Raw genomic sequence first — 23,604 nt, forward strand, 5'->3', positions numbered from 1 at the left:
AAGCATCTACAGCATGTATATGTTTGCATTTGGGAGATTATTAGCTAAAATTAAATTAACGTTTCAAGCCTGTTTTCAGGACGACAAACCGGCGGCGGACGCCGCTTAAACGTATAGACTTCATTAGAAATCGAAGCTACTCGGGAGGGAATCATGGACAACAATAATTCAAATTCGCAAAAAACGGGCAAGAAGATCTTTTCATTGAACATTATCAGCAACGAGGACAAGAGCAAGCATAAAGGCTTCGGGGCCGGTTCCATCGACCTGAACAGCATGTCGCCGGTCATTATCGACGGGGATGATGCTTATATCGATATCGGCGCGATGCATGCCAAGAGCAAAGTGGAGAAGGGCATTAAATTTTCGACGAACCGTGAAGATGTACCGAACGGGCGTCAGGTATGGGTCGTTTGGGTGGCGGTGGACCGCTCTCCGGAGGGGCAGTTTTACGGGGGGATGACGGCATGCGAGATGTGGATCGATACCGAAGCGCGCCGCGGCTGGAAAATTCTTGCCGATCACGTCAATAAAATGGATTACGCGTTGAAGCGCCGGATCATCCTGGACGGGTTGGCCGCCGGGCAAAAGCAAGCGCTCAAACAGCTCTTGATCGAGACGAACGGGGAATGGTGGGACCGCTCCCCGGATGAACTGAAGGCTGCGTTGGAACCGTAAACGAAGACGACAAAATCGCAAAAAAAGGCGGCAGCCCGCGCATGATGCGCGAGGCGCCGCCTTTTTTATTGAATCTTACAAATAGGGATTACTCGGGGAGGACGTAAACTTTAGTCACCGGCTCGGCGCCGGAGTAGGCAAATTTCCAGCTGAATTTCAATTGGTTGCCGGAACGGCCGATATATTTCAGCCCGTCCCCGATCCCAAACTCATCGTTATCGATCTGTTCAATAATGCCCTGATCCAGCATGCTCTTATAGATCGGCGTTGTTTCGCCGGACTCCCGGTCGACCAGCAGCAGGGTGCCGGTAGAATAAGGGCGGATCAACAGGAAATCGCTCTCCATGGCTTCCACGCTGTATACGTCGTCCGGTCCGCCGATTTTCTCCAAGTCAATTGTCTCAACTACAGTTCCGTCCTGCTTGACTAAATTGGCAGTCCGGCCGTTGTTCATGAGAATTTTGCCGTCATAGGAGAGCACATCGGGCTCCAAATTGATGTATGAAGGACCGCCGAAGGACATGCCGGTTTGCCGGACGATCGTTCCGTTATGCAGCAGCACCCGGTAACGGGTGTTGAAGATATGGGGCTCCCCATAAGCATTATTAATATTGACCACATACGTGTTTTCGTCAATTTTGTGGGCATCCATGCCCAGCCAATCGGGATACTCGATATTCACGGTTCCGCTCCGGACAGGGAGCTGGCCGCTGGGACCGGCGTATAGAACGCCTTTATCGCGGTTAAGCCAGAACAACATGCCGTCCGTTTGAATCAGTGTATATTTGGAGGAATACACATAGCTGATGTCTTTCGTACCGGTGGCGGTGACCGGAATTCCGAACAGTTTCGCGAACAGCGAAGCCGGAACATAGGTGACCCCTTGCTTCTGTTGTACTGGAGCGCCCAAAGAGACGGTTACTCCATTCTTTCCGGTCGCTTTTAAACTGCCGACTTTAAATTTGGCAAATTGGGTGACGCCCGTAAGCTCCAGCGACTTGGACGCATTGTCGTAAGTAAGCTGGAGATCCAGATAAGCCGCCACCTCCCGCAGCGGGAGATAAAGCTGCCCCGATTGCTTGTACGTTTGATGTTCCAGGGTAAGCGTACTTTTCTGATTGGTTACGGTTTCTGCGGCCGAAGCCTGCAGCGGTCCATAGCCGGGAAGACCGACGGACGCCAGCGTTACGGTAAAAGCGAGCGTAACGGCCGCAACTTTGGAAACAGATTTCGTATTTTTCATCATCAAGATGAGCCTCCTTTTGCGTATATGGACGCATCCAGGAGGGGAAAAGTTGTGATAATTTATGCTTTTGGTTCCGGAGACGGATATTTATCCTTGCCGAGGAGTACCGTTAATCCCAGCAGAGTGACGACGATGGTGGCCCCCATGTCGGAGATGACGGCGATCCACAGCGTAAGCCAACCGGGAATCGTGAGCAGCAGCGCGATCAGCTTGAGGGTCAGCGAGATGCCGATATTCCAGCGGATCACCCGGCCGGCCTGCCTTGCGACGCCGATCGCGCCGGGCAATTTGCCAAGGTGATCCTGCATCAGGACGATATCGGCGGTTTCCACCGCGCTGTCCGTCCCTTTGCCCATGGCGATGCCCAGATTCGCGGCCGCCAGAGCGGGAGCATCGTTGATGCCGTCCCCGACCATCGCCACCGTCCGCGAGCGGGATAGCTCTCGGACGGCTTCCGCTTTCTGCTCGGGCAGAAGGCCGGCCCGCCAGTCCGTGACGCCGGTCTTGGCCGCCACCGCCCGGGCGGCTCCGGCATGATCGCCCGTCAACATGACGGTGTGGGCGATGCCGCTCTCGTGCAGCCGGCGGACGACGTCCGGGCTCTCCGGCCGGAGCTCGTCGGCGAGACCGAACAGGCCGAGCACGCGGCGCGCTTCGGCGGCGAGCACGACGGTGAGGCCGTCCTTCTTGAGCCGGGCCAGGTCGGCAAGGACGCGGCTGCGGGCGCTCTCCGGCAGGGAGAGCCGACCCAGCACCTCCTCGCTGCCGACCCAGTACCGCGTGCCATCCAGGCTGGCGGTCAGCCCGACGCCGGGAAGCGTCGTCAGCCCGGCTGGCTGCGGCAGATCTTCCTTGGCGAGAGCGCCGCCCGCCGCCGTGGCATGCCGCACGACCGCTTCGGCGAGCGGGTGCAGGGAGCCGGCCTCGACGGCCGCGGCGACGCGGTGAAACCGTGCCGGATCGTAAACGACCTCGCGGATTACCGACGGCCGTCCCAAGGTCAGGGTGCCGGTCTTGTCGAACGCGATTGCGTCGATCTTCCCGAGCTGCTCAAGGTGAACGCCGCCTTTGACCAGGACGCCGTTACGGGCGCAGCGGGTCATCCCGCTGACCAAGGCGACCGGCGAAGACAACACGAGCGAACAAGGGCAGCCGACAATCAGAATCGCCAGCCCTTCGTAAAGCCATTTCATCCACGGCTGCCCGAACAACAGCGGCGGCACGAGCACAATCAGCACGGCGATCAGCATGATGGCCGGCGTATAATATCTGGCGAATTTGTCGATAAACAATTCGGTCGGCGTTTTGGTATCCTGGGCTTCCTGTACCAGGTGCATAATCTTCGCGAGGGAGGAATCCTCGTAAGCTTTGTCGATATGGATCTTCAGCAGCCCGTCGGCGTTGATACTGCCGCCGAAGACGGAAGCCCCCGGCTGCTTCGGCACGGGAATGGACTCGCCCGTAATCGCCGCTTCGTTCAAGGCACTGTAACCGCTAAGCACGGTTCCGTCCGACGGAACCTTCTCGCCGGCGCGGACAAGTACGATATCCCCGGCACGAAGCCGTGAGATCGGCACCGTAACTTCGCGCCCGTCCTTGACCAGCACCGCCTGCTTCGGCGAAGCATCCAGCAGCGCCTCCAGCGATTGGCGGGCCCGGTTCATGCCGTAACCCTCCAGCAGTTCGTTTAAACCGAACAAAATGGCGACGAGCGTGGCCTCTTTCCATTCGCCGATCAGCGCCGCGCCGACCAGGGCGACGGTCATCAGCGTATCCATATTGAATTTAAGGCGAACGAGATTGCGCAGCCCGCGCACAAAGGTGGAAAACCCGCTCAATATAATAGAAGAAATATACATCAAAATGATGACTTGATCCGGCAGCAGGTTGTTTACGAAAAACGTGGCGGCATAGAGCAAAGCGGAGACGGTCAGCAGCCACTGCCCGCTATGATCGGCCTTTTCGCCATGGCTGTGTTCATGACTATGTCCATGACCTTGAGGCCGGGTATGGGCATCCTCTCTTCCGTGTCCATGGTCCGCGTGATCATGCCGTTCCTTTTCGCCTTTCCTATCGTTGCCGGGAGATGGCAGGGCAAGGGAAGCCCCGTCGCCGCTAAGAATGCGCTGGACCCGGGCCAGATCGATTTCCGGCCGGACCAGCAGCCGACCGCTGCCAAACAACAGCGCGGCATCTTGGCCATGATCGAGCTTTCGGATCTCCTCCTGCATCTCGCGCGCGCAATTGGCGCAGGACAGTCCCTGCACTTTGTATTCCATACGCAAGTCCGGTTGCCCGGCTGTTTCTTTAGGGGCGGCATCGGATTTATTCATGCTCATTCCTCTCCTTTTGGTGCTCCAACGTCATCGTAATCAGGGTCTCAATATGATGATCCTTCAAAGAATAGAAAACATTCTTCCCGTCTTTACGCGATTTGGCGATTCCCATGAGCTTGAGCTGGCGTAAATGATGAGAAGCGGTCGCGATCGAAGCGCCGAGCACGGACGCAATATCGCATACGCAGCATTCCTGCTCTTGCAGCAGCAAACAGGCGATTTTCACCCGGTTGGGGTCGGACAATGCTTTGAAAATCTGTGCCATGCCAAGTATGTCGTCTTCCCGGAATTCGCCTTGCAGCCAATCCGTACGGGCAGAATCTCCACAATGCTGCTCGCAGACTTCATCGGCCGGCTGGATATCGGTCTTCATGCGGCTCCCTCCATATTCCAATTTCGCAACTTATCTTTCATTCAAATGATCGTTTGAATGTTTACCCAAATTATACGACTATGAACCATTATATTCAAACCTTTGCTTGAATGATTCCCTGATTTCAGGAATTTTCGGCCAATATTTGTCACTGTTTAAATCTTTCGGCAATCTTTGAAATCCGGGCAATTCTGCCGATATGAAAAATATAAGCAGTTTAGGAAAGATAGGAGTCCCGTCTTGACTTGATTACTATCTCGCAAAGGGGAAACTAACTTGGACAGCATGATAGACGAAGGAACTGCGCTGGTCGTTTTGATTTTTATAATTATTCTTTTTGCGGTCATTTGCTTCTTTCTGAAGCGGCTTTGGCATCTTCGCCAAATGCTGAAGGCTTCGGAGGAGCGGGGAAGGCTGCTCGAAAATATGTTGCACAATATCGACGTCGGCACCTGGTCGTATGACGATCATTTGAAAAGGGTCGTCTTTACCTCGCGAGCCTTCGTATCGATTACTGGATTCCTTCCGGGGAGTTTTACGAGCAAGATGTCATGGCAAAACATCATTCACCCCGACGATTTGAATTATTTCACGAAAGTGGCGGCAGGACTTAGGCAGGGTAAGGCCGATGCCAGTGATTACCGCATCATTCACGCGGGCGGTGAGACACGTTGGGTAAACGTGCGGATTATCCCTACGATGGATCGCCATGGAGAGCTTGTCCGGCTGGACGGCATCGTGCTCGATATTACCGAGAAAAAGGAATCGGAGCAAAGGCTTCAAGAGAGCGAAAGGCATTTCTCCAGATTAATCGAGCTTTTCCCGACTCCGATGATCGTTCAGAAGGGGGGAAAATTTACTTATGTCAATTCCGCCGGCCTCCGGCTTTTGGGCTTCGATTCGCTGGATGAAATCGTCGGCCAGGATATTTTGCGCATTTTACCCCCACATGAATGGGAGAAGGCCAAGCGGCGGATTCGAGCTATTCCGGTCTATAAATACGGGGATGCGATCGAGTATGAGGTGCTGCGCGGGGACGGCCAGCATGTATATACGGAGGTGACCGGGGTATACGATGAGTTCACCGGTTCTACCGTTCACGTATTTTATAATATTACCGAACGCAAGAAGATGGAGATCGCCCTTAAGGAAAGCATGGAACGTTACCGCAGGCTGGTGGAGCTGTCGCCGGTGGCCATAGCGGTCATTCAACACGGAATGGTCGTGTATATCAACCCTATGGGGCTGAAAGTGCTGAAAGCGTCGAATCTTGCGGATATCGTTGGAACAACACCTTGGGAGTGGATTGTCGGAAAGAACGCCGAATGGGGTAAAACGGTCGTCGAGACTCTGAATCAAAACGGTTCTTTGCCTGCGGAAGAGATGACGCTGGTCTGCGTGGACGGCAAGGAAATCGAGGTGTCCGTTACCGGCATATATGATAAAGCCAATTCAAACGTGGAGGTCGTGTTCGAGGATATAACGGCCCGCAAGCAAGCGGAAAGGGCGCTCATGGCTAGCGAGCAACTGAACCGCCAACTGATTGAGCTGCTGCCGCTGGCGATATTCATTCACAGGGATTACAAGATTCTCTATGTTAATCCGGCGGGTGTCCGGATGCTCGGCGCCAAAGACGAAGAGGAAATCATCGGATTGCCGCTGGCCCATTTTTTACGGCCGGAAGACGTAGAGAAGGGGCTGGAGATAATCACGCAGGTGTATGAACAGCCTGGGGGCACCCAAGTGACCGAGTATAAGGTCATCGATCTCCAGAACCGGACTCTGGAATTGGAGGTCGTGCTTACCTCGATCCCATATCTGGGCCAAGGGGCGGCGCTGGGGCTGGCGTGGGATATCACTTCAAAGAAAAGAGACGAGGAGGAACGGCGGAATGCGGAGCAATTGATCCGAGAGAGCGAGGACCGTTATTTCCGACTCCAGATGAGTCTGGATCAATTTTCGTCCGATCTGTTCGGTGTGGTGAAGGTGGAGGAATTAAACGACCGGCTGGTCCGGGAGGTGCGGCAGGTACTCGGGAGTGAGCGCGTGTGCCTGATGACCGTCTGTCAGGACGGCGGGACGACCGTTATGCATGGATACAGGGATATTCCCCGGGGAGTCGCCGAGAGTATCTCGGAGTATGGAGCCGATTCTCTGCCGCTTTGCGAACTGGTCGATACGCTGGACGGGCATTATGTGAAGATTGGGGACGTAGGCGGGGACAGCTGCATTTTGTGTGTGAGCGAGAGCTCGCAGCTGTTGATGATACAGGCTCACAAGGTCTGGCTCGAGACGCTGTCTCGTTACGTCAGCGTTCTGTATGACAATTTCCGCGTTATTGAAGATTTGCGCCGCGATGTCGATCAGCTGGCTTCCGGACGGGTGATCCCGCAGTGGCTGCTGCGGTTTATGTTCCATTTGTCCGAAAATGAGCGCAAGCGGTTGTCCCAGGATCTGCACGACGCCGCACTGCAGGAGCAAATTATCTGGTACCGCAAGCTAAACCAGCTTGCCGAGAGCGTGAACCTGGATCCGGAATATCGCAGGCAAATGGCGGAAATCGAGCAGGGGCTGCTTGATGTAATTTACCAAATCAGAATTACCTGCAACGAGCTAAGGCCGCCGCTTTTGCAAGAGGAAGGACTGGAGCGTTCGCTGGAAACGCTGTTTGAATTCACGCAGCTCAGGACCAATTTCGCGATCCGGTTCGATTATTCCGATCTCGGTTACGCGCTCGGCGACGATCTCCTTATCGGACTGTACCGTATCGTACAGGAATTGCTGGCGAATGCGTCAAAGCATTCCCGGGCTTCGCTCGTCATCATCAAGCTCTATTCAAGAGATGAGCGGGTTCATTTGGAATATGAAGACAACGGAGTGGGCCTGGATGTAGAGGAAACCACCTCCGCTTTTCAAAGCATGGGCATTTACAGTATGCGGGAACGGGTACGAAGTATGGATGGAAGCATCGAGCTCTACTCGCCGCCGGATTCGGGATTGTCCGTACACATCTCCGTACCGGCGGGCAAAGAAAAAGACAGAACGAGGGGGGACAAACGGTGATCGATATTTTGCTGGTGGACGACCACCCTTCGGTCATGGCGGGCACCAAATTCATGCTTGAGCAGGAAGGAGATATGGTTGTGGCGTTGGCCCAGACGCCCGAGAAGGCGCTGGAGCTGGCCAGACTATATCATTATGATGTCATGCTGGTCGATCTGCATATGCCCGGAATGAACGGAATCGACCTGGCCAAACAAATATTGGCCATCGTACCGGAAGCGGTTATTTTAATATATACCGGATTTGAATTCACCAATCACTTCAATCTGATGGTCGAGGCGGGAATTTCCGGCTTTGTGCTGAAGACCGCCAATAAGGATCAGTTGGTGACCGCTGTACGTTGCGCATTGCGCGGCGAGGTCGTTTTGCCCTTATCGCTGATCAAGCAGGTGAGGAGGACTTCCGCCCAGACGCCGGTAACGGCGGGGAGCTCGGAGCCGGGCGTGGTGACGGGCAGGGAATATGATATTCTGAAGCAGATTGCCAGAGGTAAAAGCAACAAGGAGATCGCGGAGAAAATTCATGTGAGCCAGCGATCCTTGGAGTATTCTCTGACGAATCTGTTTCAGAAATTAGGTGTGAAGTTCCGGATCGAAGCGGCCGTAAAGGCGAAGACGCTGGGCCTGTTGTCGGATTCCGATTTTTCCTCGTCGGTGAATTCATAATTGAATTGAAGGACGTGAAACCCCGTCTCCCTTTGGACACGGGGTTTTGTGTTTTTCGACAATTATCAACAATATTCCGCATTTTTTTTGCGTGCCCCCGCAACTTTTTTTCGGTTACCAGCCATGAGGGTGAGTGTATGATGAGAGTACTAAAAAGATAGGACAAATATCATAGAAAAGAGGATTATTTAATGGTGCAAAAGTACGACGGGGCCACGGATTTGCTTAATAGCGCCATCGAATCCATCAGGCATGTGTTTTCTTGCCCGATGCAAGTTGAAGCTCCCAATCTATTCGATCAATCGTTCATTCAAAGCGATGTCGGTGTGCTGGTAGGCATTGTCGGCGATGTGGAGGGGCGGTTGATCATCGAAGGGGAAGGCCGGATTTTCAGCCGGCTCAGCCAAAACATGTTCGGCATGGCTCTTGAAGGAGATATGCTTCACAGTTTTGTCGGCGAGATGGCGAATATGATCGCCGGGAATACTTCGACGATTTTATCGGGGAAGGGCAGAAAGATAGATATAACGCCCCCGACCGTGATGGTCGGTCAACTGCAATTGTTCGGATTCCAACGCGGAATCCGGGTCAAAATCAACCTGGACGAGATCGGTCCGGTCAATACCATTTTACTGCTGCAGAATTAAGGAGGATCTCATGAGCAATAAGATTTTAGTCGTCGATGACGCGGCTTTTATGCGGCTAATGTTGAAAAATATGCTGACCAAGAACGGTTACGAGATAGTGGGCGAGGCGGAGAACGGGCAGGAGGCCATCGAGAAGTACCGGGCTTTGACGCCGGATCTGGTTACCATGGATATTACAATGCCCGTTATGGAAGGCGTGGAGGCGGTTCGTCAAATCAAGAGCTTCGATCCGGACGCGAAGATCATTATGTGTTCGGCGATGGGGCAGCAAACGATGGTTGTGGAGTCCCTTCAAGCCGGGGCCCGGGACTTTATCGTCAAGCCGTTTCAGGAAGAACGGGTTCTGGAAGCTATCCGCAAGGTATCGGGAAAGTAAGCAAACGAAGGAAGGAATAACAAGTGGAATTTATCGCATTCAATCATAATGATCGCTTGTCGGAAGAAGAGCTGGAGCGGATTTTGGAACACCTTGAGGAAGAGATGGAACAAATAAAAGACAGGGAGAGCGGGGGTTCGTAATGAGCTGGTTTCGTAATTTTAAGGTTTCCGTGAAATTGAGTATCGCGTTTATAGTTATGACGTTATTGATCGTAATTATGGGTCTATTCGGTTTGAGCAATTTGAATAAAACCAACGATAATCTATCCGCTATGTACGACAATAATCTTATGCCTATACGCTATCTAGGTGACGTGTCGGAAGCGTACCAGAAAATTCGTGTAAATATCCGCGAGATCTATTACATGGCTGAAACGAGAGAGCAAAAGGAAGCTATTAATCAGAGTATTCAAGCAAGTGCTCAAGAAATCGAAGACCAAATCAATCAATACCGAAATACGCAGTTAACACCGACCGAGGAAGAATTGCTCGGCACCTTCGCTACGGATTGGGAAAATTACTATCAACTCGTGAATCAGGGGGTCGAGCTTGCTTATGCGAACAAAAGCGAAGAGTTCGGTGCCCTGGTACAGGGAGGTTTCCAGGCAGCCGGCGACAAGGTTGCGGAAACAATAAGCCAACTGATAGAGCGGAACAGTCAATTGGCGAATGATCTTGATCTGGAGACCGATAGAGCGTACGCATTCTCCCGTAATGTTACTGTGGGTCTGATTGTTTTGGCCGCGCTGATCGGCCTTGTGTTGGGCACATTGATTTCCCGCAGTATTTCGGTTCCGCTGAATAAGGTGGTCAACTTGGTGAAGAAGGTCGCCGATGGAGATTTGACCGAGACGACCGATCTGGATTCGAAGGATGAGGTTGGGATGCTGGCAAATTCTACGAATGAAATGGTTCTCAGCTTGCGGAAAACCGTCAGCAGCGCCGTATCTACCGCGGAAGGCGTGTCGGCCGCCGCGCAGCAGATTTCCGCCAGCACCGAAGAAATCGCCAGCGGCAGCGCCGCTCAGGCTAACGCCGCACAGACGATTAACGAACTGTTCCAGGAATTGACGGCAGCCACTCATGCCGTAGCCCGGATTGCTGAACAGGCATCGGATATTTCCGGTGATACCATGGACATCGCGGAGCAAGGCGGCAAGGTGGTCCGTTCTTCGATCGAAGGCATGAACCAGGTCAATCTGCAGGTAGCCAGACTGGAAGACGACTCCAACCGGATTGGTGAGATTATCGAGGTCATTGATGATATTGCCGAACAAACCAACCTGCTGGCTTTAAACGCGGCGATTGAAGCGGCCCGTGCGGGGGATCAAGGCAGAGGCTTTGCCGTGGTAGCCGATGAGGTGCGCAAATTGGCGGAACGCAGCGGGGAAGCGACGAAACAAATTACAGGCATTATTAAAGGCATGCAGGAAAATACCCGTCAAAGTGCGAAGGCGACCCGTGAAGGGGTCGTGCTGACCGAGCAGACCGGCGAGGCGTTCGATCTCATCATCGCGAAGGTCAACGAGTCCGCGGGGAAAGTGACCGAGATTGCGGCGGCAAGCCAGCAGCAGGCGGCCCAGTCGACGGAAGTCCTGTCGGCGGTAGAGAATATCTCGGCCGTAACCGAGGAGTCGGCGGCAAGCTGCGAAGAAACGGCCTCGGCGGCCCAATCTCTCGCCGGGTTGGCGGAAGAGTTGAACCACACGGTATCGGTATTCAAGGTGAAATTATAACTTAGGTGGGGACGAGCGTGAATTTAAAAAGGTTTGGCTTTTCCATGAAATTGCGGTCGCGTATGCTGATTACGATCCTGGGTTCAATCATTATTCTGCTCGGAATAATGCTGTACTTTATCATAGCCAGCACCCGAAGCGAGGCTTTGGAGTCCGCCGCCGCTTTGACGGAATCGGCGGCGGAGAAGATCGGCGTCAGTGTGCAGAAGGAATTTGACGGTACGATCGGCATCGCCCGGAATGTATCGGTCACGCTGGAGATCATGAAACAAACGGGTTCGGCAAATCGGGATGCGGTCAATGCCTTGCTTAAAAAAGTTCTGGAAGATAACCCGGCTTATATCGGAGCGTGGACGATTTGGGAGCCGAACGCATTTGACGGCAAAGACCAGGCTTTTCGCAATACACCCGGTTCGGATGAGACGGGAAGGCTGCTTTCCTATTGGGCGAGAACCGACTCGGGTCTGAAGCTAAGCGCGCTTAAGGATTATGATGTGGCGGGAACCGGTGACTTCTATTTGCTTCCGAAGGAAACCGGCCGGGAGACGGTCCTGGATCCTTACATCTTTCAGCTTGACGACACCGACGTGATGATGACTTCCCTTATTGTTCCAATTAAAGAAAACGGCCAAGTAGTAGGTGCGGTAGGGATTGATATTGATTTGGCCTCTCTGCAAACGATGATGGATCAATTCCAGTTGTACAGCACCGGATATGCGAATCTTTATTCCAATACCTCAACGATTGTAACTCAGCGTGACCGGAACCTGATCGGAAAGAAGCTGAGCGAGGCCTTCCCGGGCGGTTTTACCGATACGGTTGTTAATGCGATCCAAAACGGCGAAACGTATACGGGAACTTCGAACGGCAAGTATCTCGTATATGATCCGATTGAGATCGGGGAGACAAATACCCCTTGGTCGGCCGCCATCGCGATTCCGGTGGAAGAGATTACCGCCGATTCGGACCGGCTGCTCGGAATTTTCTTCATCGCCGGAATTTTGACCCTTCTGATATTAGGGACTATCATCACCCTGCTGACGGCCAGTATTGTGAACCCGCTGAACAAAGCAGTGGAGGTTGGGGAATATATGGCCCGGGGCGATTTCACGCAAGAGCTGCCGGAGCGGGTGCTGCGAAGACGAGACGAAATCGGGGTGCTCGGACGCGGATTCCATGAGATTGCCCGGAGTATGAGGTCCATGCTTGGCCAGGTCAGTCTGACCGCCTCGCAGGTTGCCGCCGCGTCGCAGCAAATATCGGCCGGGTCCGAGGAACTGGCTTCGGGAAGCAGCGATCAGGCATACTCGGTCCAGACCATCAATGAGCTGTTCAAGGAATTGTCCGTCGCGATTAATTCGGTAGCGGCCAGCGCCTCATCGGCTTCCGAGCTGGCGAACAAAACTTCGGAGGTGGCCGGCGACGGCGGAGCTGTGGTGCAGCGGTCCATTGAAGAGATGAACACCGTGAGCAGTCAGGTGCTTAAGCTGGAAGAGGATTCGAACCGGATCGGCGAAATTATCGAGGTCATCGACGATATTGCCGAACAGACCAACCTGCTGGCCTTGAATGCGGCGATTGAGGCCGCGCGCGCCGGAGACCAGGGACGGGGCTTTGCCGTCGTGGCCGACGAAGTACGCAAGCTGGCCGAACGGAGCGGCGAGGCGACGAAGCAAATCAGCGGCATTATCAAGGGAATGCAAAGCAATACGTCGGAAACGGCCAAAGCGGTCGAGGCCGGTGTAATCTCGACGGTGAGATCGGGGGAGGCCTTCGAGCATATCGCCACCATGGTCGGCGAGTCGGCGAGCCGGGTGATGGAGATCGCGGCGGCGAGCGAAGAGCAAGCGGCGCAATCGAGTGATGTTGTGGCCGCGATCGAAAATATATCGGCCTCCACGCAACAAACCGCGGCCAGCAGTGAGGAAACGGCTTCGACGGCCGGTTCGCTGGCCGAACTGGCCGAGGAACTGAACCGTATGGTATCGGACTTTAAAATCTGAAGGGAGGGGAGCATGATGCAGTCGATCGTCCAGGATCAGTATATTGAGTTTGGAATCGAGCAGGAACAATACGCCATCCGCATTCAGGATATTCATGAGATTATCAAAATCCAAGAGATCACGGCCATTCCAAACGTAAGGGAATATGTCAAGGGCGTAATCAATTTGCGGGGAAGAATTGTCCCGGTCATCAGCCTCCGCTGCCTGTTCGGCAGCGAAGAAGCCGAGTACACGAAGAGTAGCAGAATCGTTGTTATCCACCATCGGGAGGAAGCTGTCGGGATTATCGTGGACCGGGTGAATAAGGTGACTACCTTTTCGGATATCCAGCCCCCTCCCGAGCGGGTCGGGGGCGTACAGGGCGGCTTTTTTACGGGGATTGGACTGGCGGAGAGCGGTCTGGTCGGAATTTTGCGGCTCGACGAAGTTCTGCTGCATGAATAAGGGGGCAAACCGGCGTGCTGTCTGAATATAGAGAGGTATTTCTGGAAGAGCTTGAGGAACAACTCCAACTGATGGATGAGGAAATATTGAAGCTGGAGCAGGGCGGAGATACGGGCCGGATCGTGCAGAGCCTGTTTCGTGCCGCTCATACTTTGAAGGGCTCGTCCGCGGCGATGGGCTTTGATGTCATGAAGCAGCTGACGCATGAGATGGAACAACTGCTTGATCTGGTGCGGAGCGGAAAACGAAACGTGACCGGCGGGCTCGTTGACCGGTTGTTTCAGGCTCTCGATCATCTGAAGCTGCTCAAGCTCGATATTTTGGACGGCGGTGGCGGTACGGGCATCGATGTTTCCGTCTGCATCGGCGAGCTGCGCAATTTTGCCGGCGGGGTTGAGGCAGTCTTGCCGGTTAGTCCGCCGGAATCCGAGCCGGCTGTGCAGCCCCGGGATTCGTCTTTGGCAAACCCGGAACTGCCGCTGCACACCCGCTTAAAGGCCGGCGAGTGTCTGGAGCAGAATCGGATGGTCAACTGGGTTTTCGTAACCATATCGCAGGATTGCATCATTAAGGGAGCGCGTGCATTCGTCATCCACTCCGGCCTATCGGAATGGGGCGAGGTACTGTTTGCAGCACCGGAGCTGGAGGAACTGGAGGAATCCGGCGGGGATGCCGCGGAAATCGCCTTTCTCCATGCCGGAGTCTTGGAGCGGGAGGAGCTGCATAAACGGGTCGCGAATTTAACGGATGTAGCCGAGGTGCGTATCGAGTCTTTAACCGCGGCGGAAATAGAGCTGGTACAGCCTTCTGCTGCCTTATCCGACCCCAAGAGGGACGGTCGGGAGGAGAATGAGAGTGCCTCCTCCGGGAAAGCAAAACCGCCTCAAACAATCCGCGTCAGCGTCGAGCGGCTGGAGCATTTGATGAACCTGGTCGGCGAACTGGTGATCGATCAGACCCGAATTCATCAGGTGGAGCGCATTCAGCGAAGAAGATTTACCGACGATTCGGTGGAGGAGCTCGGTCAAATTTCCGACCATCTTTCGCGCATTATCGCAGATTTGCAAGAGAGCGTAATGAAAACGCGGATGCTTCCGATCGAACAATTGTTCAACCGGTTCCCGCGGATGATTCGCGATTTGTCGCGCGATCTTGGGAAGGATATCGAGCTGGTCATCGAAGGCAAGGACACCGAGCTGGACCGGACGCTGATCGAAGAGATCGCCGACCCGCTCATCCACTTGATCCGGAATGCTGTGGATCATGGGATCGAGGCTCCCGAAATCCGCAAAGCCGGCGGCAAAGACCCGAAGGGCACCTTAACGATTCGGGCGGCCCATGAAGATAACCAAGTGGTGATTTACGTCGAAGACGACGGGGCCGGCATTCATCCGGAAAAAGTGCGGGCATCCGCGATCAAAAAAGGCGTAATTACGCACAAGGAAGCCGAGGAGCTGACGGAAAGGGATTCGGTGGAGCTGATTTTCCGGCCCGGATTTTCCACGGCCGTCGTTGTCAGCGAGGTTTCCGGACGGGGCGTCGGGATGGATATCGTCAAAAGCCATATCGAGAAATTAAACGGCTTGATTGAAATCGCCACGAGCGCCGGTAAGGGGACGAGCTTCAAAATCAAGCTTCCGCTTACGCTGGCTATCATCGAAGGCCTTCTGGTCAAGGTTTCAGGGCAGACCTACATCATTCCGATGAGCAATATAGCGGAGATTGTCCGGATCACCTCCGAAGACATTGTCTCGGTTAGGGGGCAATCGGTCATTTTGCTCCGCAATCAGGTGATCCCGGTCGCATGGGTTCATGACTTTTTCCGTTTATCCAAACCTGAGGCACCGCGCGGGCATATTTCCCTGGTCATCGTCGGTTCGGCCGAAAAAAGGCTGGCGTTGGTCGTTGACGAACTGGTGGGGAACCAGGAAATCGTGATCAAATCGCTCGGCTCCTACATCGGCAAAGTTCCCGGCATCGCCGGAGGAACGATCCTCGGCGACGGCAGCGTCGCCCCGATTATGGAGATTGCCGGCATTATCGGCAAAATCGGCGGGAAAACGGGAGCTTAACATACAAGAAGGCGAAGGTGAAACAAGTGTCGACCTCCCTGCAGAAGGATCAGGACTTTGAGCGGTTCGTCCAGCTCTTCAAGACCAAGTCCGGGATTGACTTAGCTTTATATAAAGAGCAACAAATGAAGCGGAGACTAGGCAGTTTAAAAGAACGAAAAGGGTTCTCGACTTTCGTCGATTTCTATCAGGCATTTGACGCGCGGCCCGAGCTGTATGCTGAGCTGCTGGATCAGATGACAATCAATGTATCCGAATTTTTCCGCAACCCGCAACGGTGGGAGGTGCTCGCCAAAAGGGTGATTCCCGAGCTGCTGGCGCGGAGTCCGAAGCTGAAATGCTGGAGCGCCGCCTGCTCGACCGGTGAAGAGCCGTATTCCATAGCCATGGTCTTATCCGAGTTTATGGAGCTGAAGGATATCGGACTGCTGGCGACCGATCTGGACCAAAATGCGATTGCCAAAGCGAAGATCGGCAACTATCAGGCCACGGCGGTCAAGGATGTGCCGAAGGCTCATTTGGCCCATTTTTTTACGAAACAAGGAGAACGGTATTTGATCTCCGACGAGGTGAAGCGATGTGTCCATTTCAAACGGCACAATTTGCTCTCGGACCCCTTTGACACTCAATTTGATCTGATTGTGTGCCGGAACGTGCTGATTTATTTTACCGATGAAGCGAAGGATTTGATATTCGCCAAGTTCAGCCAGGCGCTGAAGCCGGGCGGGTATTTGTTCATCGGCGGAACGGAACAGATTTTTCAGCCTCAGCAGTATGGGCTTGAGTCGACGGACACTTTTTTTTACAGAAAACAATAGAAGGAAGAAAGCGGCCATGGGGAAAATCAAGGTACTCGTCGTTGACGATTCGATGTTTATGCGCAAAATGATCGTTCGGCTTGTGGAAGAGGACGGGGATATCGAGGTCGTCGGAACGGCCCGGAACGGGGCCGAGGGCGTCAGGATGGTCAAGGAGCTGCGGCCCGATGTCGTGACGATGGATATCGAAATGCCGGAAATGAACGGCATCGAGGCACTGGCCCGGATTATGGACGAATTGCCGACAAGGGTAATTATGATCAGCTCGTTGACGCAGGAAGGCGCGGAAGAGACGATTACCGCGCTGCAGGGCGGCGCGGTCGATTTTATTCCGAAGCCGTCGGGCACGTTGAGTTCGGGACTGGCCGTCGCACGGGAAGAGATCGTCGGCAAAATCAAGGCGGCGGCCAGAACCCCGCTCTCGGTGCTGATCTCGGCGCGCCGCGGCGCGTCCAGGCAGCAGATCGCGTGGCAGCCGAAACGGGCCGTCTCCGCGGGTTCGAAGGAGTTCCGGCATATCGTGGCGATCGGGACGTCCACCGGCGGGCCAAAGGCGCTGGAAACGGTGCTGACGGGGTTGCCGGCCGATTTCCCGTACCCCGTGCTTGTCGTTCAGCATATGCCGCCGAAGTTTACGTTCTCGCTGGCCCAGCGGTTGAACAACATCTGCCGGATTCGGGTGGTGGAGGCGGAGGACGGCCAGGTTATTCAAGGGGGGACCGCCTATATCGCTCCCGGCGGCTATCATATGACCCTGGTCCGGAAGCGGGACGAGGTACGGATCGCCCTGCATCAGGAGCCGCCGCAGAACGGCCACCGGCCGTCGGTCGATGTCATGTTCGAATCGGTCAACATGCTTCCGGGGCTGAAGAAGCATTACGTCATTATGACCGGTATGGGCAGCGACGGAGCGAAGGCGATGGCGCAGGCCAAACGGCAGGGAGCGGAATCCACGATCGCGGAGGCTCAAGACACCTGCGTCGTCTTCGGCATGCCGCGGGCGGCGATCAGCCTGAACTGCGTCGACCATGTCGTGCCGGTGACGGTCATCGCCGCGAAAATCCGGCAGCTGACGGGGGTTTAATCGTGTAAAAGGGGCATTCCTTATTCATAAAGGAATGCCCCTTTTGTTGTCGATAACCGATACGTACGGGTTATCGCGATAATAGAAGCGCCACGGCATGTCGGCGTACTCCGCCGCATAGGCGATGTTGATGCGCGGCGCGGCGATGATGGCCGGCTCGGCACCGATGCTCTCCGCCGGTGCCGGGGCGGCCTCCAGCCGCAGCGGGCTGCCTGGGCTGTGCAGCGGCGCGCCGTTCAGCGACTTGTCGATGGCAAGGGCCCGGCACAGTTTGCCGGGGCCCCCCGACAAGTCGACCGGCCGGCGCACGCTCGTACCGCGGCAGGCGCGCATCAGAGCCTCGTCCGCCGGCGTCAGCGGCTCCACGGCCCGGATCAGAACGGCCTGCGGATCGTCCTGCGGCCCTGTTACCACATTAAGGCAGTGGTACATGCCGTAGATCAAATAAATATAGGCGGCGCCGCCCGGAGCGAACATAATCTCGGTCCGGGCGGTCCTGCGTCCGCCGTAGGCGTGGCTGCCCTTATCCTCGACGCCGCCATAGCTCTCGGTTTCGACGATCCGGCAGCGGATCTCGCCTGCGGAGGTTTCGCGGACCAGCGTCTGCCCCAATAGGCGAGGCGCTGCCTCCAATGCGGAGACCGCATAGAAAGAAAGCGGGAGCAGCTCCCCGCCGGTCTGCTTTCTGGGGTGGGAATTCATGAGTCCAAGGATCTCCTTTAAGTTAGTAGGTATAGGCTTACAATTTACAATGAATCCGAAGCATGTTTTACCAATGGAAACAGCAGATCTTCATCACTATTTCGCGCAACGCGGCTGCAAGCGCTCCCTTTTATATTATGGATTAAAGCTGTGAATACTATTATAATTTTTTAATATTTTATCTTAAAAACTATCGACTAGGCACGTAATATTTTCCAGGCCCTAATAGACCAAAGGGGATCCCACTATCGGGATCCCCTTTGCTATGATTTAGAAGTTTTAAATCAGATCCGATTTCTGCAGCAGCCGTTGTACAATAGCGGCAACTTCGGCTCTTGTAATGTTCGACTTCGGCGCCAGCTCGGAGCTGCTCCGGCCCGTTACGATGCCGGCCTGCAGGCAATGCGCAATACTTTCAAGCGCCCAATTGGCGGCAACCTCCGCATCCGCGTAAGGAAGAAGCGTATCATTCGCGGTTTGGTCGGGAAGCTTGTCCGCCAGGGTCGTCACTTTCATCGCCTTGGCGATAATCGCCATCGCCTGTTCGCGGGTAATTTGTTCGTTTGGCCGGAACGAGCCGTCTTCAAATCCGTTGATCAGCTCATATTCATAGGCGGTTTCGATCGCGCCGCTGTACCAATCGGTTGCGCGGATATCCGAGAAGGCCGTTTCCCCGTCACCCAGCTTGAGCCCGAGTCCGCGCACGACGATAGCCGCAAATTCGGCACGGGTAATGTTCGTATTCGGGTCGAACAGATTATCGCCGACACCGTCAACGACCATCCGTGAGCCCATGTCATTTACGGCATCCTTGGCCCAATGATTAACCACATCGCTGAATTCAAGCGGATGCCAGATCACCGTGTAGGTGCTGTTGGTCAGGCTGTTGATTTTCGCGTAATAGCTACCGTCGATGACAACGACTTTCGTCGGTACATGGCGTACGGTTCCGTCGGGCTCAACGACAACGCCGGTAGTAATTTTGCTTGGATCGATTCCGTCCGGAATGGCAAGCAGCCGTTCCACATAGCTGTTGAATTTCGTCACTTCGATCGTTTGGTCCCCGTAGATGCCTCTGATTGTAAAATCAACCGGCGGCGCAACTACGGTAAAGCTTCCTTTGACCGCCGCATCCGCCACAATTTGTATCGTATCCGCGGCAGGCTCGGCGATTTCGATCTGCACGGTGATATCCTGCAGCGCTACCGATTCCCCGATTTGTCTGGAGACGGAATCGATATTAATTTGCCGTGCAGGCAGGGTGTACGTGGCCCGGTCCGTTTTGATCTCCAAAACGGTCTCGTTGTCCGCCATGTTTTTGACCATCTGGCCATTCAGCACTCCGATCACGATATCCGATTCTGTGACAACAGGTATCGTGATCACCGCATTCCGGCCTTCGGCGGCAAGCGTATCCGCCAGTTTGTGTTGATCCAGCGTCACGGTCGTTACGGATTGTCCGTTTCGTGTGCTTGTCGCTACGGTTCCGGCACTTCCTGCTTTCCCGTTGATAAGAATGTCCACGCTGTTATCCGGTGCTTGCGGCGCAGCCGGTGGCGTTATTACCGGTGTCGATGTTGACGATGACGAGGATGAAGAAGAAGAGGAGCCTCCGCCTCCGCTTGACGGGGAGCGCGGCGTTACCGCGGCGGATTCCGCCGAAACTTCGCTTCCGCCCACGCCGTTGATCGCCCGAACCGTGAACGTATAGCTTGTTCCGTTCGTCAGGCCCGTCACCGTAATCGGACTTCCGGTTCCGGTTACTGTCATGCCGCCAGGCAAAGCCGTAACTTCATAGCCTGTTATCGGGCTTCCGCCATTATCCGTTGGCGGCGTAAAGGTGATCGTGGCTTTGCCGTTTCCGGCGACCGCTCTCACATCGGCAGGTACTCCCGGAACGGTCACCGGAGTGGCGCTTACCGGCAGGGATGCCTCGCTATCCGATCCCAAATTGGTGGCCTTCACCACAAAATAGTAGGTTGTTCCATTCGTCAACCCGGTCACCGTGTATTCGTACACCGAGCCGGTGACGGTCGTTACTTCCGTTTCAAACGCATCCGGAGTTTCGCTTTGGAACACTTTATATCCGGTGGCATCGTCCACACCTTCCCAAGACAAGGCGACTTGGCCGTTTCCGGCTACAGGGGCCTTCATGACCGGAGCGCCGGGTGCGGGCGGTCTGGGAATGGCGATGTTCGATGGCGCCGAAGCCGCCGAATCGCCGGCACGGTTGGTCGCGATAACGGTAAAGGTATATTCCGTGCCGTTGTCCAGGCCTGTAACTGTGATCGGGCTGCCCGTTCCGGTGGCTTGTATTCCTCCCGGGCTTGCGATTACCGTATATTCCGTTATCGGGCCGTTCCCGTCATGGTCAGGGGCCGTAAAATTGACAGTAGCTTCGCCGTCGCCCGGTATTGCCGTTACGGCAGTCGGTGCGTCAGGCTTGGCGGCAACATTGACTGTTGCCGAAGCGGTATAGTTTCCGTTACTTGTCGTAACCGTTATCGTCGCGACCCCCGGACCGACCGGGGTCACGAATCCATTCCCATCCACCGATGCCACCGAGGCGTCGCTGGAGGCCCAGGACACATTCTGGTTTGCTGCATCCTCGGGGAGAACCGTTGCGTTCAGTGTTTGCCCCGGTCCGTCTACCGTTAAATCCAAGGTGTCGGAATCAAGGATTACCCCGCTCACGATGCTCTCGCCTTCATCGATCACAACCAACCTGAACGAAGAGCTATAGATTAATTCTCTATCATCAACGGTTACCGTGATTTCAGCCGAACCAACGGCGTTGGGCGACGGCGTCATCGTCAGAGTCCGTTGCTCGCCGCTGCCGGTAATAACGAGATTGTCGTTAGATATCAGTGCAGGATTGGACGAAACGGCAGTTACATTTATGTCGGCATTATCGATATCATAAACCTTAAACGACCTTGCCGCCGATCTGTTCTTGTAGGTCGTTGTCGATCCGATAAACCCTGCATCTTGTTTCCAGGTGTTCCCGACCAGGGAACCGTCTTTTCCCTCCGGTGTACTAACCGCAATATTGGAATCGATAGGCTCATTCAATTTATAGTCGGCAACCAGGCCTGCCTCCGACCCGGTCAGATCGGCGTTCATATCACGCACGATATCATTCTGGCTGCGGGCCGTACTCCAGTACCTTACATCTCTCATTCCGCCGGCATAATAAAGATCCTGGGCCCAGGAACTTCTGCCCAGCCAGTTATTGGACCGGGAAGTACTCGAAGAGCTTATATCCATAGGGCCTTTAGCCATTAATTCACCATTCCAATATATATAGCCTTGCTTGCCGCTTCCGTCATAAACGGCTGCAACATGCACCCATTTATTGAGCGGAAATGTCGCTGATGTCGTAATATTGTTTGAACCAATGGGAATGATGGCACCGACATACGCTGAGAAATTCATCATTCCTCTGTCAAAGCCGACGAAAATATTGCTGCTGTTCGCCCCGTCGGACGACTCAAAAAATCTCATCCATTGATTGTAGCGGTCGATCTTCAAATATCCTTCAATCGTAAAGGAATCGTTGTACAGCGGGAAGGCGGGGACGGATAAATAATCCCCACTCCCATCAAAGCCAATATACGCTCCGCCTTTTTCGTCCGTAAGATAGGGGGCGTCATTTTCCGGAGTCACCGTTATCTCGGCTGTTCCCGTTGTATCGCTAAAGAGTCCGGGGTAAGCAGATGTGTCTACGTAAGTGTAGTTATGAAGCTCGGAAATATCCCAAAGTTTCATAGTGAGCACCGCTTTACCGTTCCAGTCTTGGGCGGGCACAAACTTCAGCTTATCCGTGCTTTTAAGCAGGAAGGCGTTCGCATCCGATGCAGATGAGATACTGTACCAAAGGCCGTTTCCCGTGTTGTAATACTGCCAGGTTCCGCCGGCGTCGCCGGTGGATACAACGGCAATTCCCGTGACCTCCGGATTCTGTACTTTTCCGTCCAGAAGCGAAGATACTAGGATCTCGGGAATATCCGGCTGATCTTCGATGATCGGAGCGATGACGAAAGGGCTGTTATCCGTCCACTCGGTATATGAAATGGACTCCGCCATGGCAGGCAGAACAGGGCTAATACCGGATACGGCAAGCCCGAGGGATAGGGTAGTGCTGATGGCTATTTTCGATAATGATTGCTTCATGCGCTTCTTCCCTTCTAAAGATGACAAATATCGACTGATAGCCCCTATTGTATAAAAAATGAATAAACAAAAAATAAACAACTATTGGTTCATTTTCCCAATTAAATTTTGCAGCTCAGGGCCGGGTTTTACTCCCAGCTCCCGCTGTAAAAGCTGCTCCAGCATCCGGTAATGCCTTAACGCCTCATTCGTTCTTCCCAGCTTGATATATAATGAAATGATTTCATGGCTGATGTCTTCTCTTAATGCATCCAGCTTTATAATTTCACCGAAATAATGCAGCGCCTCCTGCGTTTCATTCCGTTCGAGATAGAATCTTGCGGCGAGCTCCAGCACCTTCGTGTAATCCTGTTCGAGCCGCCGCGTTTTCTCGCCGATCCATTCGTAAGCCCTGCCTTTCAATAAAGGCCCGGAGTATAGCGATTCCGCCTGTTTAAATAAATCGGTGTTTTCGGCGGTCGTCCGCAGGATTAGTTTCAACAACCGTTCGAATTCAAATAGATCGCAGTATAAACCGTTCTCCACAATCCGGATTCCGTTCCTGTCGGCATGCAGGCATTTATCCATTCCGGCTTCACTGAGCGCCTTTCGGATGTAATACAGGGTTGAATTCAAGTTTTTCCATGCTTTATCGGGGGCAAGGCCGCTCCACAACGTATCGATAATTTCTTCGCGGCTGACGGATCTCTTGCAGACCAGGAAGGCGAACAGTTCCTCCGTTTTCGGGCTGCGCAGCTTTATCGGCTTTTGATCCCGGTCCGGCCGGTAAATCCGGAAGCCGTCAAATAGCTGTACCGCCAAAGTGGGCCTGATTGCCGGGCTCCCATTTCTTTTCTTAAGCTTGCCCAACGTTTTGGCAACCCGCTGAGCCGTTACCGGCTTCAAAAGATAATCAAGCGCGTTCACTTCAAAGGCTTGCACCGCATATTCGTCATAACCGGTTACAAACACCACTTCAATGGAGGAATCCAGCTCATCCAGGAGTCCGGCAAGCGTCATCCCGTTAATCTCAGCCATGGATATATCAAGAAATGCGATATCTATCGGATTCCTCTTCGCAAATTCATAGGCTTCGAGCGGATTCAGAAAGTCATGACAGGACATAACTTCCCCGCTCTCGGCCAAAATTCGCTTCAACCGTTTGACCGACAACTCTTCATCATCAACTATAATGGCTCTGAACATG

17 protein-coding genes are annotated in these 23,604 nt (G+C 54.1%); 11 read left to right on the plus strand and 6 right to left on the minus strand.

Annotated elements, in window-relative coordinates; genetic code table 11:
• The first annotated feature begins 153 nt into the window (after positions 1 to 153).
• A complete protein-coding gene (locus tag V3851_RS24610) occupies positions 154 to 678 on the plus strand; it encodes a YwhD family protein (protein ID WP_331849089.1) in 525 nt (174 codons plus the stop codon).
• Positions 679 to 766: 88 nt separating this feature from the next.
• Here V3851_RS24610 and V3851_RS24615 read toward each other — a convergent pair whose 3' ends face one another.
• Genes V3851_RS24615 through V3851_RS24625 form a run of 3 tightly spaced genes read right to left on the minus strand, consistent with a single transcriptional unit; the run spans position 767 to position 4,633 of the window.
• A complete protein-coding gene (locus tag V3851_RS24615) occupies positions 767 to 1,924 on the minus strand; it encodes a copper amine oxidase N-terminal domain-containing protein (protein ID WP_331849090.1) in 1,158 nt (385 codons plus the stop codon).
• Between the two features lie 59 nt (positions 1,925 to 1,983).
• The gene (locus V3851_RS24620; protein WP_414859358.1) at positions 1,984 to 4,263 is read right to left on the minus strand and encodes a heavy metal translocating P-type ATPase; all 2,280 of its coding nucleotides are present in this window, start codon (positions 4,261 to 4,263) and stop codon (positions 1,984 to 1,986) included.
• Positions 4,250 to 4,633 (minus strand): ArsR/SmtB family transcription factor, encoded by a 384-nt coding sequence (locus V3851_RS24625; protein ID WP_331849092.1) that lies wholly within the window; start codon positions 4,631 to 4,633, stop codon positions 4,250 to 4,252. Before V3851_RS24625 ends, V3851_RS24620 begins: the two co-directional genes overlap by 14 nt.
• Positions 4,634 to 4,918: 285 nt before the next feature.
• On the opposite strand from V3851_RS24625, the gene V3851_RS24630 reads away from it, so the two are divergent.
• From V3851_RS24630 to V3851_RS24675, 10 genes are all read left to right on the plus strand, one after another.
• On the plus strand, positions 4,919 to 7,696 hold the full coding sequence (locus V3851_RS24630) for a PAS domain S-box protein (RefSeq protein ID WP_331849127.1): 2,778 nt from the start codon (positions 4,919 to 4,921) through the stop codon (positions 7,694 to 7,696).
• Positions 7,693 to 8,361 (plus strand): response regulator transcription factor, encoded by a 669-nt coding sequence (locus V3851_RS24635; RefSeq protein WP_331849093.1) that lies wholly within the window; start codon positions 7,693 to 7,695, stop codon positions 8,359 to 8,361. The genes V3851_RS24630 and V3851_RS24635 overlap by 4 nt, the downstream gene beginning before the upstream one ends.
• 191 nt (positions 8,362 to 8,552) lie before the next feature.
• Complete coding sequence (locus tag V3851_RS24640; protein WP_331849094.1) at positions 8,553 to 9,008, plus strand: chemotaxis protein CheX; 456 nt, start codon at positions 8,553 to 8,555, stop codon at positions 9,006 to 9,008.
• Positions 9,009 to 9,018: 10 nt separating this feature from the next.
• On the plus strand, positions 9,019 to 9,384 hold the full coding sequence (locus tag V3851_RS24645) for a response regulator (RefSeq protein WP_331849095.1): 366 nt from the start codon (positions 9,019 to 9,021) through the stop codon (positions 9,382 to 9,384).
• A gap of 142 nt (positions 9,385 to 9,526) precedes the next feature.
• On the plus strand, positions 9,527 to 11,122 hold the full coding sequence (locus V3851_RS24650) for a methyl-accepting chemotaxis protein (protein WP_331849096.1): 1,596 nt from the start codon (positions 9,527 to 9,529) through the stop codon (positions 11,120 to 11,122).
• 17 nt (positions 11,123 to 11,139) lie between these two features.
• Entirely contained in the window at positions 11,140 to 13,125 is a 1,986-nt protein-coding gene (locus tag V3851_RS24655; RefSeq protein WP_331849097.1) for a methyl-accepting chemotaxis protein, read from the plus strand.
• Positions 13,126 to 13,140: 15 nt separating this feature from the next.
• On the plus strand, positions 13,141 to 13,569 hold the full coding sequence (locus tag V3851_RS24660; RefSeq protein ID WP_331849128.1) for a chemotaxis protein CheW: 429 nt from the start codon (positions 13,141 to 13,143) through the stop codon (positions 13,567 to 13,569).
• A 14-nt stretch (positions 13,570 to 13,583) separates the two neighbouring features.
• The gene (locus tag V3851_RS24665) at positions 13,584 to 15,641 is read left to right on the plus strand and encodes a chemotaxis protein CheA (RefSeq protein WP_331849098.1); all 2,058 of its coding nucleotides are present in this window, start codon (positions 13,584 to 13,586) and stop codon (positions 15,639 to 15,641) included.
• Between the two features lie 17 nt (positions 15,642 to 15,658).
• A complete protein-coding gene (locus V3851_RS24670) occupies positions 15,659 to 16,459 on the plus strand; it encodes a CheR family methyltransferase (RefSeq protein ID WP_414859359.1) in 801 nt (266 codons plus the stop codon).
• Positions 16,460 to 16,475: 16 nt separating this feature from the next.
• Entirely contained in the window at positions 16,476 to 17,543 is a 1,068-nt protein-coding gene (locus V3851_RS24675) for a protein-glutamate methylesterase/protein-glutamine glutaminase (protein WP_331849099.1), read from the plus strand.
• Positions 17,544 to 17,567: 24 nt separating this feature from the next.
• On the opposite strand, the gene V3851_RS24680 is transcribed toward V3851_RS24675, so the two are convergent.
• The 3 genes from V3851_RS24680 to V3851_RS24690 all read right to left on the minus strand — a co-directional run bounded on the left by V3851_RS24680 (position 17,568) and on the right by V3851_RS24690 (position 23,603).
• Positions 17,568 to 18,245, minus strand: a complete 678-nt coding sequence (locus V3851_RS24680) for a DNA-3-methyladenine glycosylase (protein ID WP_331849100.1) — start codon at positions 18,243 to 18,245, stop codon at positions 17,568 to 17,570.
• A gap of 279 nt (positions 18,246 to 18,524) precedes the next feature.
• Positions 18,525 to 22,418: a fibronectin type III domain-containing protein gene (locus V3851_RS24685; protein ID WP_331849101.1), complete on the minus strand. Its 3,894-nt coding sequence runs from the start codon at positions 22,416 to 22,418 to the stop codon at positions 18,525 to 18,527.
• Between the two features lie 81 nt (positions 22,419 to 22,499).
• Positions 22,500 to 23,603: a BTAD domain-containing putative transcriptional regulator gene (locus V3851_RS24690; RefSeq protein WP_331849102.1), complete on the minus strand. Its 1,104-nt coding sequence runs from the start codon at positions 23,601 to 23,603 to the stop codon at positions 22,500 to 22,502.
• Position 23,604: the final 1 nt, after the last annotated feature.

Source organism: Paenibacillus haidiansis, from assembly GCF_036553665.1.
GTDB classification, from domain to species: Bacteria; Bacillota; Bacilli; order Paenibacillales; family Paenibacillaceae; genus Fontibacillus; species Fontibacillus haidiansis.

Excerpts from the sequence above, each read along its gene's own strand:
- V3851_RS24610 (WP_331849089.1), top strand. The coding sequence starts at position 154 with ATGGACAACAATAATTCAAATTCGCAAAAAACGGGCAAGAAGATCTTT.
- V3851_RS24615 (WP_331849090.1), bottom strand. The coding sequence starts at position 1,924 with ATGATGAAAAATACGAAATCTGTTTCCAAAGTTGCGGCCGTTACGCTC.
- V3851_RS24620 (WP_414859358.1), bottom strand. The coding sequence starts at position 4,263 with ATGAGCATGAATAAATCCGATGCCGCCCCTAAAGAAACAGCCGGGCAA.
- V3851_RS24625 (WP_331849092.1), bottom strand. The coding sequence starts at position 4,633 with ATGAAGACCGATATCCAGCCGGCCGATGAAGTCTGCGAGCAGCATTGT.
- V3851_RS24630 (WP_331849127.1), top strand. The coding sequence starts at position 4,919 with ATGATAGACGAAGGAACTGCGCTGGTCGTTTTGATTTTTATAATTATT.
- V3851_RS24640 (WP_331849094.1), top strand. The coding sequence starts at position 8,553 with ATGGTGCAAAAGTACGACGGGGCCACGGATTTGCTTAATAGCGCCATC.
- V3851_RS24645 (WP_331849095.1), top strand. The coding sequence starts at position 9,019 with ATGAGCAATAAGATTTTAGTCGTCGATGACGCGGCTTTTATGCGGCTA.
- V3851_RS24650 (WP_331849096.1), top strand. The coding sequence starts at position 9,527 with ATGAGCTGGTTTCGTAATTTTAAGGTTTCCGTGAAATTGAGTATCGCG.
- V3851_RS24660 (WP_331849128.1), top strand. The coding sequence starts at position 13,141 with ATGCAGTCGATCGTCCAGGATCAGTATATTGAGTTTGGAATCGAGCAG.
- V3851_RS24675 (WP_331849099.1), top strand. The coding sequence starts at position 16,476 with ATGGGGAAAATCAAGGTACTCGTCGTTGACGATTCGATGTTTATGCGC.
- V3851_RS24680 (WP_331849100.1), bottom strand. The coding sequence starts at position 18,245 with ATGAATTCCCACCCCAGAAAGCAGACCGGCGGGGAGCTGCTCCCGCTT.
- V3851_RS24685 (WP_331849101.1), bottom strand. The coding sequence starts at position 22,418 with ATGAAGCAATCATTATCGAAAATAGCCATCAGCACTACCCTATCCCTC.
- V3851_RS24690 (WP_331849102.1), bottom strand. The coding sequence starts at position 23,603 with ATGTTCAGAGCCATTATAGTTGATGATGAAGAGTTGTCGGTCAAACGG.